The 15,050-nt window shown below is 55.0% G+C and carries 12 protein-coding genes; 7 read left to right on the top strand and 5 right to left on the bottom strand.

The features are described from left to right. Window positions 1-177: 177 nt before the first annotated feature. Complete coding sequence (locus QOL67_RS13235; protein ID WP_283426452.1) at window positions 178-1,680, bottom strand: alanine/glycine:cation symporter family protein; 1,503 nt, start codon at window positions 1,678-1,680, stop codon at window positions 178-180. A 33-nt stretch (window positions 1,681-1,713) separates the two neighbouring features. Beyond that, window positions 1,714-2,148 (bottom strand): universal stress protein, encoded by a 435-nt coding sequence (locus QOL67_RS13230; RefSeq protein ID WP_283426451.1) that lies wholly within the window; start codon window positions 2,146-2,148, stop codon window positions 1,714-1,716. A 525-nt stretch (window positions 2,149-2,673) separates the two neighbouring features. Here QOL67_RS13230 and QOL67_RS13225 point away from each other — a divergent pair. The 6 genes from QOL67_RS13225 (at window position 2,674) to QOL67_RS13200 (ending at window position 11,600) form a co-directional block, all read left to right on the top strand. Continuing rightward, window positions 2,674-3,888, top strand: coding sequence for a DUF3300 domain-containing protein (locus QOL67_RS13225; protein ID WP_283426450.1), 1,215 nt, complete (start codon window positions 2,674-2,676; stop codon window positions 3,886-3,888). A gap of 4 nt (window positions 3,889-3,892) precedes the next feature. Further along, on the top strand, window positions 3,893-4,810 hold the full coding sequence (locus QOL67_RS13220; protein ID WP_283426449.1) for a DUF2950 family protein: 918 nt from the start codon (window positions 3,893-3,895) through the stop codon (window positions 4,808-4,810). 180 nt (window positions 4,811-4,990) lie between these two features. Beyond that, window positions 4,991-6,142 carry a lytic murein transglycosylase gene (locus QOL67_RS13215; RefSeq protein ID WP_283426448.1) on the top strand — a complete coding sequence of 384 codons (1,152 nt, stop codon included), beginning with the start codon at window positions 4,991-4,993 and terminating at the stop codon, window positions 6,140-6,142. Between the two features lie 186 nt (window positions 6,143-6,328). Further along, window positions 6,329-8,125, top strand: a complete 1,797-nt coding sequence (locus QOL67_RS13210) for an adenylate/guanylate cyclase domain-containing protein (protein WP_283426447.1) — start codon at window positions 6,329-6,331, stop codon at window positions 8,123-8,125. Window positions 8,126-8,163: 38 nt separating this feature from the next. Further along, entirely contained in the window at window positions 8,164-9,459 is a 1,296-nt protein-coding gene (locus QOL67_RS13205) for a phosphatase PAP2 family protein (protein WP_283426446.1), read from the top strand. Continuing rightward, window positions 9,456-11,600: a S8 family serine peptidase gene (locus QOL67_RS13200; protein ID WP_283426445.1), complete on the top strand. Its 2,145-nt coding sequence runs from the start codon at window positions 9,456-9,458 to the stop codon at window positions 11,598-11,600. Before QOL67_RS13205 ends, QOL67_RS13200 begins: the two co-directional genes overlap by 4 nt. 7 nt (window positions 11,601-11,607) lie before the next feature. On the opposite strand, the gene QOL67_RS13195 is transcribed toward QOL67_RS13200, so the two are convergent. The 3 genes from QOL67_RS13195 to QOL67_RS13185 all read right to left on the bottom strand — a co-directional run bounded on the left by QOL67_RS13195 (window position 11,608) and on the right by QOL67_RS13185 (window position 14,131). Then, on the bottom strand, window positions 11,608-12,174 hold the full coding sequence (locus QOL67_RS13195; protein WP_283426444.1) for a 3-hydroxyanthranilate 3,4-dioxygenase: 567 nt from the start codon (window positions 12,172-12,174) through the stop codon (window positions 11,608-11,610). Between the two features lie 101 nt (window positions 12,175-12,275). Then, window positions 12,276-13,175 carry a DMT family transporter gene (locus QOL67_RS13190; RefSeq protein WP_283426443.1) on the bottom strand — a complete coding sequence of 300 codons (900 nt, stop codon included), beginning with the start codon at window positions 13,173-13,175 and terminating at the stop codon, window positions 12,276-12,278. A gap of 2 nt (window positions 13,176-13,177) precedes the next feature. Then, window positions 13,178-14,131, bottom strand: a complete 954-nt coding sequence (locus QOL67_RS13185) for a dihydrodipicolinate synthase family protein (protein WP_283426442.1) — start codon at window positions 14,129-14,131, stop codon at window positions 13,178-13,180. 141 nt (window positions 14,132-14,272) lie between these two features. On the opposite strand from QOL67_RS13185, the gene QOL67_RS13180 reads away from it, so the two are divergent. Continuing rightward, window positions 14,273-15,046, top strand: coding sequence for an aspartate dehydrogenase (locus tag QOL67_RS13180; RefSeq protein WP_283426441.1), 774 nt, complete (start codon window positions 14,273-14,275; stop codon window positions 15,044-15,046). Window positions 15,047-15,050 lie beyond the last annotated feature (4 nt).

Raw genomic sequence — 15,050 nt, 5'->3', positions numbered from 1 at the left:
GGTTCCCGACGCAGGCCGCCAGTTTAGCACTCTTGTGGCCATCTTTGGGGTTACGACAGACTTTGCGTATTCTGTGGAACGCGGGATGCCGAGCCATAGTGCAGCAAAAAATAGGCCGCAGTATAAAAAGGCCCCCACCATAACTGGCGAGGGCCAACTCACTTCATTGGCGGTGGATCAGTGTTTGAACTTCTTGATCTCGCCGCTTTCCAGTTTGGCCACATAAGCCTGCATCTCGCGTTTCACCACGGGGGCCAGGAAGTATAGGCCCAGAATGTTCGGCACACAGATCAGGAAGACCAGTGCATCCGAAATATCCAGGATTGGACCAAGTTGCACGACGCAGCCCAGAGCCACAAACGCGCAGAAGATCAGCTTGTAAATGGTTTGCAGGGTCTGATCTTCGCCAAACAGATAGGTCCACCCCTTCAGGCCGTAGTAGGACCAGGAGATCATGGTCGAGAAGGCGAAGAGAAGCGCACCAAAGGCCAGTGGTACAGGGAACCAGCCAATCTGACGTTCAAACGCAGCCGACGTCATGGCCACACCTGTCGCATCACCCGCAAAATTGGGGTCGGCCACTTGGCTTGTGCCAATGACAAGGGCAGTGATGGTACAGATGACAATGGTGTCGATGAAGGGTTCCAACAACGACACATAACCTTCAGTCACTGGCTCATCCGTGCGCACAGCCGCGTGTGCAATCGACGCTGAACCGATGCCCGCTTCGTTTGAGAACACAGCCCGCTGGAAACCAATGATCAACGCGCCCAAGGCGCCGCCGGTCACACCCTCGCCGGTGAAAGCACCCGTGAAGATGTTGCCAATCGCTGCCGGGATCGAGGCGAAATTCATCAGGATGACGATGATGGCAAACACGCAGTAAAAGACAGCCATGAAGGGCACGACTTTTTCGGTAACGCGCGCGATGGATTTGATACCACCAATGATCACCGCAAAAACCACTGCTGCAAGGATCAGGCCAACCAGCCAGCCGTAGCCGTCCAAGGCGCCCCCTGCGACCGTGTTCAGCTGCACGTAGGCTTGGTTAGACTGGAACATGTTTCCGATGCCCAGAGCACCGATAAAGATGCCGATTGCATAGAACGTGCCCATGAATTTGCCAAAGCCGACCATGCCGCGTTCTTCAAAACCCTTGGTCAGGTAATACATCGGACCACCAGACACAGAACCGTCTGGGTTTTCGTTCCGGTATTTCACGCCAAGCGTACATTCGACAAACTTGGTAGACATGCCCAGAAAACCCGCGACGATCAGCCAGAACGTGGCGCCAGCGCCGCCGACGGTCACCGCAACCGCAACCCCGCCGATGTTACCGATGCCAACTGTGCCGGACACAGCCGTGGCCAGCGCTTGGAAGTGCGATACTTCGCCTGCGCTGTTGGGATCCGCATAGTCGCCGCGCACAAGCGCAATTGCATGCTTGAAGCCGCGTAGGTTGATAAAGCCCATATAAAAGGTGAAAAACACCGCCCCAATGACCAGCCAGAGCACGACCAGTGGAAGATTTGCGCCGGCTATTGGAACTTTGAAGAACACGACAGTGCCGATAAAGGACGCAATTGGCGCCGTGATGTTGTTGATGGTTTCGTCAATGCCAGCATGAGCTGGTCCGGCAATCGACAATGCCGTAAACAGAAAAAACAGGATGCGTTTCATGATGCACCTCCGGAAACTAAAGCTTCAAAAAAATCAGGGAACGACAACGACCGGCACTGGTGCGGTCTGGATCAAGTTTCCTGCGACGCTTCCGAACAGAAGTGATTTCAATCCACTATGCCCGCGCCGGCCGATCAAAATCTGCGCAGCGCCACATTCTTTGGCGATCTCGATCAACGTCTCCGCTGGATGACCGTGGCGCACGATGCCGTCGCACTCCAGTCCCTGACCTTGCAACTTGGCAAGTGCAGGAGCAACGATCTCGGAATTGGCCCGTTCGATTTCAGTTTCCCGACGTTTGTGACGCGTCGCGTTTTCTTCCGGTGTGTTAAACGAATATGGCGACCATTCGATCACATAAGCAACGACCACTTTGGCCCCGCCTTGCTTCGCTCTGGCGATGGCATGGTCCAGTGCACGGTCGGAACCGTCACTCCCATCAACCGCCAAAAGTACAACATTTTCCATTATTTAATCCCTAGTTGGCTTATCATTTAAGTGTAGCGATCTTGCGCGGCTCTCGCTTAAATTGAGCTACCCTAGGTCACTCCCGGCTTGCACTATAGGTCCAGTTTTCTCTACAAATATATCCTGTTCCTTGGCGGAGGCGAAATTTTGTCCTAAAAACATGGGGATGTCTGTGTCTTTGGGGGATGAATTGAAGTTTCGGAAAGAGAGGTTTGTGGCTCTTCTTAGGCGCGGGCACTGGGGCGGGAATGGAGAGCAATATGATCTGCTGCAGCTAGGAAGCAGGTTTCGTCTTGCGCGATTTTGTCGAGTGACGACTGGAAGTAGGTATCATGCCATGACTCCCCGCGCTGCGCCGAGTCCTGCTGGTTTCCGTAGGCGAAGGCCTTCAGTAACAGCGGCTCATTTTGGCTCTGCAACCGACGTTTTAGCTGAAATCGCATCGTTGGCTTAATGAAAACTCTTGGTTCGTTGGAAAATGATGCTTAGCATCGGACCTTAGCATCTATTTTTTGAGGCTAGAGAATGAACTACATTAACTTAAAGACCATTTTGTTAACTGCGACTTTGCTAACTCCGACGGGTGCGATGACACAGTCAGAGTCTGATCAGGCAAGCGACTTGCTGCAAGCAGAAGAGCTTGGAACGCTTGTTGCGCCGATCGCTCTATATCCCGACACACTCCTTATTCAGGTGCTGGTTGCTGCGACATTTCCTCTTGAGGTGGTTAAGGCCGACATGTTCCTAGAGGACAATGCTGATGCGGCGGACGCGGATCTGAAGCCGCTTATTGAAGCCGAAGACTGGGATGAAAGTGTTGAGGTTCTGGCCACTGCATTTCCAGATGTGCTTGAAGACATGGCAGCTCATATCGACTGGACGGAGACAGTTGGCAGCGCCATGCTGGCCCAAAGCGATGATGTGATGGCTGCGGTTCAGGTCAAACGACAAGCCGCCAACGACGCCGGCAATTTGGTCAGTGGCGACGAGCAAACAGTTGAAGTCATTCAGGAAGGTGACACCGACACAATCGTCATACAACCAACCGATCCCGAAGTTGTCTATGTTCCGCAATATGAGACAGAGACAGTGTACGTCGACAACTCGTCCGATGTGGGTGACGCCGTTGCAACGGGGCTTTTGATTTTTGGCGCTTTTGCGGTCATGGATGAAATCTTTGATGATGATGACCACTGGAATGACTATTGGGGATGTCGCAATTGCGGGGGCTGGAACGGCCAACCGATCATTCGCAATCCGGACATCGATATCGATATTGATGGGGACGTAAATATCGGGGACCGCAACAACATTGGATGGAAACCCAGTGATGATCGTCAAAAAGAGGCCCGCGATACAATTGCACGCAAGCGAGACAACGATGGTGTGACCACCATGCCGGTGACAAAGCCGGATCGAGGGGACAAGATGCGGTCCGATCTCGCCAAGAAAAGTGGCGCTGCGGATATTTCCAAGAGCAAAAATCCCCGTGCTGGCGTCGAGCGTCCATCAAGTCCGTCTGCGGCCGATCGAAAAGCCGCGGTGGAGCGCACAACAAAGAAACAAGCTCCGAAAGCCAATCCGCGGCCGAAGGCTCCGCAGGCCAGAGCCAAAGTGGCCCCACAACGTCAGGCAGCACCCACAAATGGCGGTGCGATGAAGAAACGCGCGCCATCTCAGCGCGCCACAGCGGGAGCCTCTCGTGGACGGGCCGCGGCCGGTGCGCGTAGGGGGAGATAAACAGATGAAACTCACATTCGCAAAATCCCTGTCTGGTCTTGCTCTGGGGCTGGCTCTTTCAATTTCGGCTGAGGCACAAACCCCAGCGGTTTACACCACGCCGCAAGCCGCGCTCGACTCGATGATTGCGGCTCTTCAAAAGGGTGATCAGACCGAAATCTTGCAGGTTTTTGGGGCTGAGGCTAAGGATTTGCTATCCACTGGAAACCCTGCGCGTGACAAGGCCAATCGCGCCGAAATTCTAGGCTTGCTGTTGGAAGGATACCGTTTCCAGCCCGCCGAAGACGGCGGTGTGGTTCTACTTTTGGGTGCGGAAGGCTGGCCTTTTCCGATACCGCTTGAGCGGGTGGACGCCAGTTGGCAGTTTGATATTGAAACGGGGCGTGACGAGGTCTTGTTCCGACGTATCGGTTTGAACGAGTTGGACGTTATTGAATTCTTGTCGGTCTATGTGGATATCCAAGCCGAGTATCGCTTGGAAGATCATGATGCAGATCAGGTCATGGAGTTTGCCCCTTCATTTCTATCGAGCGAAGGTATGCGCGACGGGTTGTTTTGGGCGGGAGAAGACAGCCCATTGGGCGCGCGTATCGCCCTGGCCTCACTTGATGGGTATTCAGATGGTGAAACGGATGTAGGGCCGGAACCATTTGGTGGGTATTATTACCGAATTCTGCACAGCCAGAGCGCCGCGGCACCCGGCGGTGCGTTGGATTATGTCATTGAGGGAAACATGGTGGCCGGACATGCCGTGTTGGCGGTGCCATCTGACTACGGTAACACAGGCATTCACTCATTTTTGGTTTCAGAAAACGGTGTTTTGCACGAGGCAGACCTTGGAGAAGACAGTTTGGAAACGGCGTTTTCGATTACGAGCTATGATCCGACCTCGGATTGGCGTCCTGTCGATTTGCACAATTGAACAAAGTCTCCAATGAGAGAAATCCCGTGTGACTTCGCCGCGATGTCGTCGCACGTCAGACGGGTTTTGCTAGAGGCTGTGAGATAATTGCGCGCAAAGGGTATGATTTCCCCTCTCGCTCCTCTGGTTTATCTCTGTCAAACTCTCCTCAAACACACTTGGCAATCGAGGGCAGTCGTAATGAGTATATCGCGTCGCAGTTTTTCTCTCGGGCTCTCTGCTTTGGCTCTAACAGCCTGTCAAAGCACGCAGGGCACTTCTTCAAGGCCGTCATCTGCAAAACCGCAGGGGCTCCCGGCTGATTTGCGTCCGCACCTTAATCGCGATTATGCCGCTTGGGTTGCCAGTTTTAGGGCGCGCGCCTTGGCCAAAGGCATCACCGAGGCAACTCTTAACGCCGCCTTTCGCGATACAGGGTATTTGCCCGGCGTAATAAAGAGGGACCGCAACCAGACGGAATTCACCCGCACCCTTGAAGATTACCTGTCGATTGCCGCGTCCGAGGAGCGCATATCCAAAGGGCGTGCCGCGTTTGCGCGGCACAGCAGCACGCTTAAAAGCCTTGAGAAAAGCTATGGTGTGGACGCGAAAGTCATCTGTGCCATCTGGGGGCTGGAAAGCTACTACGGCGAGCGCAAGGGCGATATTCCGGTAATCTCTGCCACCTCCACGTTGGCCTTTGATGGGCGGCGCGGCAGTTTCTATGAAAAACAGCTGATCGCGGCGCTCAAGATCATCCAAAGTGGTGATATCGCCGCACATCGTATGACTGGAAGTTGGGCTGGTGCCATGGGGCATACACAGTTCATCCCGACCAGCTATTTGTCTTTTGCGGTGGATTACACCGGAGATGGTCGTCGCGACATTTGGTCGAATGATCCGTCTGACGCATTGGCCTCGACCGCTGCGTATCTGCAAAAGAACGGCTGGTCCCGCGGCACCAAATGGGGCTGGGAGCTTCGGCCCGGAGAAACCGCGTCGCGGGTGATCCAACCGCAGGCAGGTGGTCCACGGTTTGCGGTGACCGGAAACTTCAACGCGATTAAGCGCTATAACAATTCTGACAGCTACGCGATTGGGGTGGGGCATTTGGCGGATCGCATTGGCGGCGCTGGACCGTTGCGCACCGCATTCCCGCCTGACCAATACGGGCTCACCAAAGATGACCGCATTGCGTTGCAATCCCGCCTGACGGCGCGGGGTTTTGATACGGGTGGGGCAGACGGCGTGTTGGGTCCCAAATCCCGTGCGGCCATTGCCGACTACCAGCGCAGTGTCGGGCTTGAGCCAAGTGGAAGTCCGTCTCAGGCGTTGCTGACGTCGCTGGGTTGAGGTTTGCCCAAGCATTGGAAGATTGAACGCTCCATTCCCAGCTCTACTGCAAACTGTGGGTCCCGATGGGTTTCCCGTCAAGCGGGTTTGAAGCGTTGCGCCTTGTTTTCGGGCGCTTTTTACGAAGATACAAATTTGCGTAAATTGTTTATACTTGGGGTTTAACCTATTGGTGGAGTGCTTCGCATGGCGGGCACACGCGCGACCTTTGTTGATGAGGTCGAGGGACTTCAAACATTGCAACGCGCATCCGAAACGGTCGTTTTCGCAGATGTCGCGGATTCCGTGCGCCTGATAGACAAAGACGAAGAAGGTACAATCCAGAGATGGCTCAGCTTTGTTGATGACATTGAAGGGGATCTCAAAACGCGAAAGTCCGGACGTATCGTCAAACGCCTTGGGGATGGGATCATGCTGGAGTTCGATGATCCCACCGAAGCGGTGCATGTGGCTCTTAGAATGCGCAAGACGCTGGCTATTCAAAACCAGAGCACCCCAGCGCGCCAACACATAAACATTCGCGTTGGCATGCATTCGGGGCAAGTTTTGCGCACACCGGACTCTGATTTGTACGGGCGCCACGTGAATATTGCCGCCCGTTTGGCCGCTGCCGCCCAGCCCGGAGAGGTGATGGCGTCAGTCGAGGTGAGAGATACCTTGGCCAATAGCATGGATGCCGAGTTCGAGGACATCGGCCAAGTTTTCCTGAAAAACGTCCCGGACCCGGTTCATGCGTTCCGCGTTGTTGGCACTGATGAGGTTCCAACCGTTGCCCCGCTGATGTCGCCGGAGGATTTGCTGCCCACAATAGCCGTTCTTCCGCTGATGATGCGCAACAGCGCGGAGGCGTCTGTTTGGGGGGGGATGTTGGCGGATGATCTGACTGTAGCCTTGTCTCGCTCCCATCGGATGAATGTCATTTCTCACCTGTCAACACTCGCAATTTCGGTCGAGAGAAACACCCCGTCTGAACTTTCCAAAAAACTGGGGGCCGACTTTTTATTGTCTGGTTCGTGTTCCGTGGGGCAAGACCGGCATATCCTTGATCTCAGCCTGTCTCGGCCACGATCAGGTCATGTCATCTGGTCTGACCGTATTGAAGTTGACGCCGCCGAAGTGCTGCAAAAGAACCTGATTTTCTCAGAGGTGGCCAACGAAATTCACCTGGCCATTCTGGATCTGGAGACGCGGCGGGCGATGAGTTTTCCGGTGCCAACCTTGGACGGGTACGAAATCCTGATGGCGGCGGTGGCGTTGATGCATCGTCTGTCCCCAACAGATTTTGCCCGGGCAGGAGAGCTGCTTGATGCCTTGATAGACCGGATGCCTTTCAATCCTGTGCCGTTGGCATGGAAATCTCGCTGGCATGTGCTGAAAGTTGTGCAGGGGTGGTCCACGGATTTGAAGGCGGAGGCAGCCTCTGCCCTCAACCACACGCGTCGGGCGCTTGATCTTGATCCGACAAACACCGGCGCGCTGATTGCGGAAGGGTTTGTCCAAACCAATTTGTTGCATGATTTGTACGAGGCAGAGGAGCTTTATAACAGTGCCTTGGAGTACGCCCCAAATGAGGCCACAGGTCGCGCGCTGCGAGGCACGCTTTATGCATTTCGAGGGGAAGGCCGGAAAGCCGTGCGTGATGCGGAGCGGTCGTTGCACCTTGCGCCTCGTGACCCGCACCGGTTCTTTTTTCAGTGCCTTGCTGGCAGCGCCAGTATGGTCGCGGAGGATTACCCGCGCGCGCATGACTTGATCAAAAGCTCACTGCGCCTCAACCGATTGCATATGTCGTCACTGCGCATGTTGGCGGTCATCGAGTGGCGGATGGGCAACCAAGAGGCCGCACGCCACACCGCGCAAAAGATCGGCCGGTTGGACCCGGCATTCACCATAAGCAAATGGAAACACAGCACGCCAAGCGCCGAATTTCCGGTGGGTGTCGCGTTTGCCAAAACCTTGAAAGAGATCGGAATTCCAGACTGACGAGACATTGAAACTGAACATATTTGGAGGATTTACTCATGAGCAACGCATCCAACGTGGCACCGGAAGGTGCCTTTGGCGCATTTGGAGCATTTGGGGCTTTTTCTGGCAGCGGCGCTTTTGGCGCTTTTGGGGCCTTTGGCGCCCCCGGGGCCATCGATCCACCGCTGATTTCGCAGGCCTTGATTACCAATCACGATGGAATTGCCGGTACTTGGGTGCCAGTGAACGGGACTTCAGTTCTTCCAAATGCAGAAGAAACAACAGCTTATTTATCAAAACTGTCAGTCCCTGTGCGGGCCAGCATTTATGCATTGGAGCTGGGAAGCCGCATTGGGTTTGCCTTTGAACAACCCTCAACGACCAGCGCGCACAATTGGGCGCGGGTGTACCATTTGGAAACCGTTGCGCCCCCGAGCGCAACCACTGCGGTTCCTCATCCAGTTCCCGGCACCAAGTACCAACCTCTCATCGCCATGAGGCGGCCAACACAAGATATCTTTGCCAAGCAGTTGACGTTGGTCGCCAATTACGCGGACTTGCGCCAAGACCGCATGGCAGAAATCTTGGCGCAGCTGGGCACACCGACAGAATTTTTGCGGGCCATTGCCTACATTGAGCCAGCGCGAACGCCGTTCACTATTGAGCTTTTGGCAACCGCACACTGGCTGGCCAACTTTGTGGAGATGCGGCTTAAATACGCGCTTGCCTGCAAGCGGCCAAATGAGTTTTCACCGCAAATTCAGCCCATGATCTGGACCCCGTCACATGGCAGCCTGCCAAGTGGTCATGCTACTGAAGCATTCACAATGGCGCGGGTTCTTTGGACGCTGTTGCGTGCACATCATGTTAAACCTTACTCGGAAGGCATTTGGGGCGAAATGCTGATGCGTCAAGCGGCGCGGATCGCAATCAATCGCACGGTTGCTGGGGTCCATTTCCCTGTCGATAGTGCCGCAGGCGCGGTTTTGGGACTGACGCTTGGGAAATACTTCGTGGACCGATGCACACAGGAGGCGCCACATACCAGTTGGTCTTTTGACGGGCGCCATTATCCGGACTCTTTGGACTTTGACTGGCGGGCGTATTTTGATCCAAAAAACCCTGCAGATGGTCACGACCCTGAACAGACAGCGCCGCCATCAGACGGTCAAGCTGAGCCTTATGTGCGTAAGACCAGCATTGCAGACCCAGAGCAAAACCAGATCCGATCGCGGCCGTTGGAATGGCTTTGGCGTATGGCTGTGGCGGAATGGGCTGATCTGGCTTCAGACACAGAGGCGGCAACCGCAAGTGGCGTGGGGGGCGTATCAAGTGGCGGCGCAAGCCAATGACCTACACATGGACAGACCTTCCGCCAAGGCAGCAGCCGCGAGACCCGTTAGCCTATTTTGCGCTCAACCCGATGCAAAGGTTTTTTGAAGCGGACCGTGATTTTGCGAATGAAACCCCGGCTGATACAGATCCTGTGGATTATGAAGATCAAATGTGGCTGGCGCTGATTTCTGTGGCGAAACGTGACGACAATGATCGGAGTTGGTCGCTTAATGATCTGCAGAACAAGGCTGCGAATTACGATCCACCACTTCCCGCAGGTTCGCTGATCATCCCTGGCGAATACCGCCACTCTTTCAGAGAACGGACCGACCTTGATGTTGTCAGCATTTATGCAAAGCGGGCCTACCTCAACGCGGCCAACGCAGCGGATGGTGAGCATAGGCTCGGCATTGAGTCCATAACAACCTGTGCGCCGCTTGATCGACGGTCGCTGCATCCCTCATCAGAACCGTTTCTTCCGCCAGCTGTGACCCAATCGATCTCGTCTGAAGCTGTTGTTACGGCCGTGATCGACCATGGGATTGCGATTGCACATGATCTTTTCCGCCGTGAAGAAGATGGAAATCTGGTGCTAAGCCGAGTCGATTTTTTCCTCAATATGGATGACGTCTCTCAAACGGCTGGGCAACTGCCAGCATCCCTTGGGCGTGTTTGGACACGGTCAGAAATCGAAACTGTCCTGAAAAAGCACCTTCACAATGGCTTGCTAGATGAGGCCGAGGTGTATCGCGAACTGGGGTTGATCAACTGGCAAGATCGCCCCTTTAACTCCTGCGCCCATCGTGTGTCGCACGGCACACATGTGGCTGGTTTGGCGGCTGGGTATGATGCAGGTGAACCCGTTGGTGAGGATCGGCGCATCATTGCGATCCAATTGCCCACATCGGTGGTCCGCAACACGATGGGCTACGGTATTGAAACAACAATCGAAAAGGCGCTTGGGTTTGTTGCGGAACACATCCAAAACTATGTGCAGGACGGCGAGCCGGTCACCCCACCTTTGGTGATTAACTTCAGTTTTGGGAATTTCTTGGGTCCGCATGACGGCACTGGTGTGGTGTCCCGCGCCATTCATACAGCTTTGGCCGAGATGTCTTTGTCAACAAACCAGCCACGACTGCTTTTGCTGCCCTCTGGCAACGGCAATCTGTCTCGCTGTCATGCCGTGATCGAATTGACGGAACAAGCGCCCGAAAAGGAAATTGATTGGGTGCTGCAGCCGTCTGATCGAAGCGCCTCTGTCCTGAGCATTTGGCTGCCGTTGATGCCAGTTGTTCCCGACGCGGCCTTGACCGTAAGCATTACCTTACCCGGCGAAAATGAGGCTCTTATCATCACTGTGGGTATGGTCCCTCAGTTCACTTTGATAAATCGAACTAGCCCGGACGGGGGAGAGGTCGTGATTGGAATTGTGGTCTACTACCCGCCGAAAACCCCCACTTTTCGCGGGCAGATTATGATTGTGGCGCTTCCCACTGATAACCCGAAGGATGTGCGCCCTGTGGCGCCATTTGGCAATTGGGCGTTGCGCTTTGTCAAAAGTGAAGGCGTTGGGTCCCTTAAGCTAAACGCTTGGGTGCAACGGGACGAGACTTTACCTGGTTTTCCTGAGTTTGGGCGTCAGTCTCGCCTCAGTGATCAAAACTATCCCCGCTTCAAGGCACCCGGTGGCAAAGTGCTTGATGAAGACCCTCCAAGCGGGGTGAGCCTTGTACGCAGAGCGGGTATGATCAATGGCATTGGCTGTGGCACCTTGCCTGCTGTCATTGCCGGATATGTGGACTCTGATGGCAAAATGGCAGCCTATTCAGCAGGGGGGCCGACCCTAAATGTCAGCAGATTGTTTGGACCAGATGCCTCCGCGGTCAGTGACGACAGCGTGGCTCTGCATGGTGTTTTAAGTGCCGGTTCCAGCAGCGGGTCGCGCGTCAGCATGAATGGCACCAGCGTGTCGACACCTCAAGTGGCCCGGTGGGCGGCCGGAAAGATGGCCGCGTCGCCCAATTTGCCGTTTGGGCGCGCGGATGTGTTTGCGCAGGCGCTGGCAGATGACCCGTATCAGCCGGACAAACCCGCGCCCTCGCGCACAGGCGGGGGACGTTTAAGGCTGCCTTCGGTCTTTGGCGGATTGCGCTAGTCCGGCGTTATAACTGCACCCACTCCGCAGGTGGCTTTCCTTTGCCAGGGTGCAGTTCTCCACAGTTGGGGCAGGTGCGCGCTTCGGTGCTGTTGTGGAAGGCGTCGTAGATTTTGGGCAAAGCTGTGACGATGCCTTCTGGGTTCTCCAGAGACACTTCTTCGCGATGCACAAGGGCTTCACAGTTAAAGCAGAACCACTCAAACCCCTCTTTCATGCCGGGTTGCCGAGGCGCTTCGACGACGATCCCGATGGAGCCTTCTTGCGGGCGCTGAGGGGCGTGTCGGGTGTGTGGTGGCAGCATGAAGACTTCACCTTCCCGCACCGGGACATCATAGATCTTTCCACCTTCCGCAATTTTGAGCATCATGTCGCCTTTTTGCTGAAAGAACCATTCCTCCACCGGATCGTCGTGGAAATCGACCCGTGTGTTGGGGCCGCCCACCACCATCACAATCATGCCATCGCCATCCTTATGAAGCAGCTGATTGCCAACTGGCGGGCGCAGTTTGTCCTCATTTTCCTCAACCCATTTTTTGAAATTGAAGGGCTTTAATGTTGGATGGCTGCTCATGTGTTTTCTCCCGGTAGGCACATCGGTTTCATCAAAGCCTAAGACATATGGCGCTCCGAAAATAAGGTATTCAAGGAATTTTGCTATCGGAATTTTGAATATCAGGCGGGCACTGTCAGCATCATCGTGATCCCCATGATGGCGAGTAAAGCCGCGATCATCAGGCGACGAACGGCTATTGGCTCACCGCTGCGGAACACAATAATGAGGGCGGCCGAAAAAAGGACATCAAGAGATCCAATGACGGACACCGCCAATACGGATGTGGATTGAAGCGCGAGGAACTGCAGCACTTGCCCGAAGCTCAGCGCAAGGGCCGTGATCCAATGCCAAAGCCCACGGTCAATCAAGAACGAGCGCGGGCCCCGAGACGTGTTGGGATGCATCGCGGCAGCAAGCGGGAACCATATGCATCCTATCAATGCCCCTATGAGGGCTCCGAGGGCAGGATCAGGCAATCTCTCAAGCGCCCAAGACCTGAGGGCATAAGAAAGGGCATAGAAAAAGGCTGAGGTGATCCCTAGCGCCAATCCAGTTGAGACCAACCCGGGGTGACGCCAATTGGGCGCGTAGAGGTAGAAAACGATGCCCAGCAGCACAACAAGGCCACCAAGAACCTCCCTTGAATGCGGCATCTGCCCGACCACCACAAACGCGAGAGGCAGCGCAAAAACCGGTGTTAATCGGCGCAACAGACCTGTGGTGACAGCACCGATCTGCTCGGTGGCGCGATACATGGTGATGCGCCCAAGAACGGTAGAGAACAGGCCCGCCGCCGCAAAAGCAGCCACGGCGATGAGTGCGTTTTTGGTCATCAGATTATTGAGGGAGAATTCCCCCCAGGCCAGCCACAGGGCGGCTGACAAGCAGGCCGTCGTGACAACCGCGAGGAAAACGCCATTGTCGCCTTGTGCCGTGGCCTCGCCTTTGACTATGGAAACACCTGCGAGCCCGTAAGCAAACGCAGCCAATAGGGCGTAGGCCTCACCTGTGGCAGGCAAAATCAGAGCCTGAGGCCGCAGTTTTTAAACGCAGCTGCGGTTGCGGTCTTTTCTGCGTCGGTCAACTCTAGCATTGGGTGCCGCACGTGGCCGCCAACTTGTCCAAGAAGCTCTTGCCAGTATTTGCCATGCGCCGTTGGTTTGCCTGCGGGCTTGGTGGATTTGATCGCCGCGCGGACAGGATCAAGGCTGTCGCGCACGCGACGTGCCTCGTCAAACTTACCGGCAAAGGCCAATTCGGTGTATTCATGCATCCGCAGATCATTTTTGGTCTGCAGCTGATAGGGCGGGGAGGAACACAGGTAGAGCTGCCAGTTGAGTTCTTCGATATTGTCCAGCCAATCATCTTCAAGAGACGTAGAGACCAGAATTTTATCGCCAACCATCTTTGTCAGTCGCGTATACATGTCCCGTGGAACGGAGTATTTGATGGCCATTATGTTGGGCAAGTCCGCAATGCGCGCGCAGGTCTCAGGCGCCATGAGATAGCCGCTGTCAGGGTGGCTCCACATCGCGATGCCAATGTCGAGGCGGTCACACAGGTATTTGTAATAGTTGTACAAAACCTCATCTCGATCGTGGCAAAAGCTCAACATGGGCGCGTGAACCACCACATAGTCAGCCCCACAGTCCTGAGCGTGCCGTCCCAATTCAAGAACTGTGTCGACGCTTTGATCGGAGATCGACATGATTGTTCCAGCCTTGCCCGCGCATTCCTCAGCGGCGACGGTCATATTGCGTTTGCGCTCTTCCAGTGACATCGACCAGAATTCGCCTTGTTTTCCGGCGATGAACAGCCCTTGGATGTGCAGATCATCAATCCAATGGCGAATGTTGCTGCGCAGTCCGGCCTCATTCATCGCGCCATCGTCATCAAAAGGATTAAGGGCCGCGGCCCAAATGCCACGCATGGTTTCGCGGGCATAGGCTTTTGCCTCGTGTTTTTTGTATTGCATGGGACGCTCTCCGAACTCGGTCAGCGTCATAGAGACCTGAAACCTGGTAGTTGGCCACGTCTTTGCGTTTATGCGGGTATTCGATATTTTGATAGCTGGGGTCCCGGAAATTCGTGTAGGGAGTGGGCAAAGGAGCTGGGGATGAAAGTTGGTATTATTGGGGACGGTGCAATTGCACGGTATGTGCGGAGCCATCTGGAAGACACACATGTTTGCATAGTGCGGCCAAGCAAGATCGGTAGCGCGGAGGCCAGTGATACAATTTTGCGCGTCGCTGATGCATCGCAAGTCCCGGACGATACAGACCTGATGATTGATTGCGCAGGCCATTCCGCCTTGGCACAGCATGGGCCTCTAATACTCAAACGCGGGATTGATTTGGTGACCGTGTCGCTTGGGGCGCTCGCGGATGCGCATCTGCACCAAAAACTAAGAGCGGCAGCCCTCCAAGGGGCTTCTCAGTTGCACCTCGCCAGTGGGGCGATTGGTGCCTTGGATTGCTTACGCGCCGCCAAGGTGGGGGGGCTGGAAACAGTCACTTATTTGGGTCGCAAGCCGCCACAAGGTTGGATTGGGTCTCCTGCGGAATCCACATTGGATTTGAAGACACTGAAAGACCCAAGTGTGCATTTCGACGGCAATGCCCGCGAAGCGGCAACCGCATACCCAAAAAACGCCAATGTCGCCGCCGCTGTGGCTTTGGCGGGTGTTGGCTTTGAACAGACAAAGGTCAGACTGATTGCGGATCCAAGCATTGATGCAAACATCCACGAGCTCAGCGCGACGGGCGAATTTGGCTCTTTCACGTTTCGGATCGAAGGCAAAGCCTTGCCTGACAACCCCAAAAGTTCTGCACTTGCGGCCATGAGCGTTGTGGCGGCGATTAACCGGATGCAAGCTGCAATCACAAGTTAGGGAA

It is taken from the genome of Shimia sagamensis, assembly GCF_900182745.1.
In the GTDB taxonomy this organism is placed as follows: domain Bacteria; phylum Pseudomonadota; class Alphaproteobacteria; order Rhodobacterales; family Rhodobacteraceae; genus Shimia; species Shimia sagamensis.
Note: the sequence above shows the minus strand (reverse complement) of the source record. Positions and strands in the feature narration are given on the sequence as shown.

What these genes read in the sequence shown, in the direction of transcription:
- QOL67_RS13195 (WP_283426444.1), bottom strand. Translation starts at nt 12,174, where the DNA reads ATGAGCAGCCATCCAACATTAAAGCCCTTCAATTTCAAAAAATGGGTT.
- QOL67_RS13235 (WP_283426452.1), bottom strand. Translation starts at nt 1,680, where the DNA reads ATGAAACGCATCCTGTTTTTTCTGTTTACGGCATTGTCGATTGCCGGA.
- QOL67_RS13205 (WP_283426446.1), top strand. Translation starts at nt 8,164, where the DNA reads ATGAGCAACGCATCCAACGTGGCACCGGAAGGTGCCTTTGGCGCATTT.
- QOL67_RS13215 (WP_283426448.1), top strand. Translation starts at nt 4,991, where the DNA reads ATGAGTATATCGCGTCGCAGTTTTTCTCTCGGGCTCTCTGCTTTGGCT.
- QOL67_RS13225 (WP_283426450.1), top strand. Translation starts at nt 2,674, where the DNA reads ATGAACTACATTAACTTAAAGACCATTTTGTTAACTGCGACTTTGCTA.
- QOL67_RS13180 (WP_283426441.1), top strand. Translation starts at nt 14,273, where the DNA reads ATGAAAGTTGGTATTATTGGGGACGGTGCAATTGCACGGTATGTGCGG.
- QOL67_RS13210 (WP_283426447.1), top strand. Translation starts at nt 6,329, where the DNA reads ATGGCGGGCACACGCGCGACCTTTGTTGATGAGGTCGAGGGACTTCAA.
- QOL67_RS13185 (WP_283426442.1), bottom strand. Translation starts at nt 14,131, where the DNA reads ATGCAATACAAAAAACACGAGGCAAAAGCCTATGCCCGCGAAACCATG.
- QOL67_RS13200 (WP_283426445.1), top strand. Translation starts at nt 9,456, where the DNA reads ATGACCTACACATGGACAGACCTTCCGCCAAGGCAGCAGCCGCGAGAC.
- QOL67_RS13220 (WP_283426449.1), top strand. Translation starts at nt 3,893, where the DNA reads ATGAAACTCACATTCGCAAAATCCCTGTCTGGTCTTGCTCTGGGGCTG.
- QOL67_RS13230 (WP_283426451.1), bottom strand. Translation starts at nt 2,148, where the DNA reads ATGGAAAATGTTGTACTTTTGGCGGTTGATGGGAGTGACGGTTCCGAC.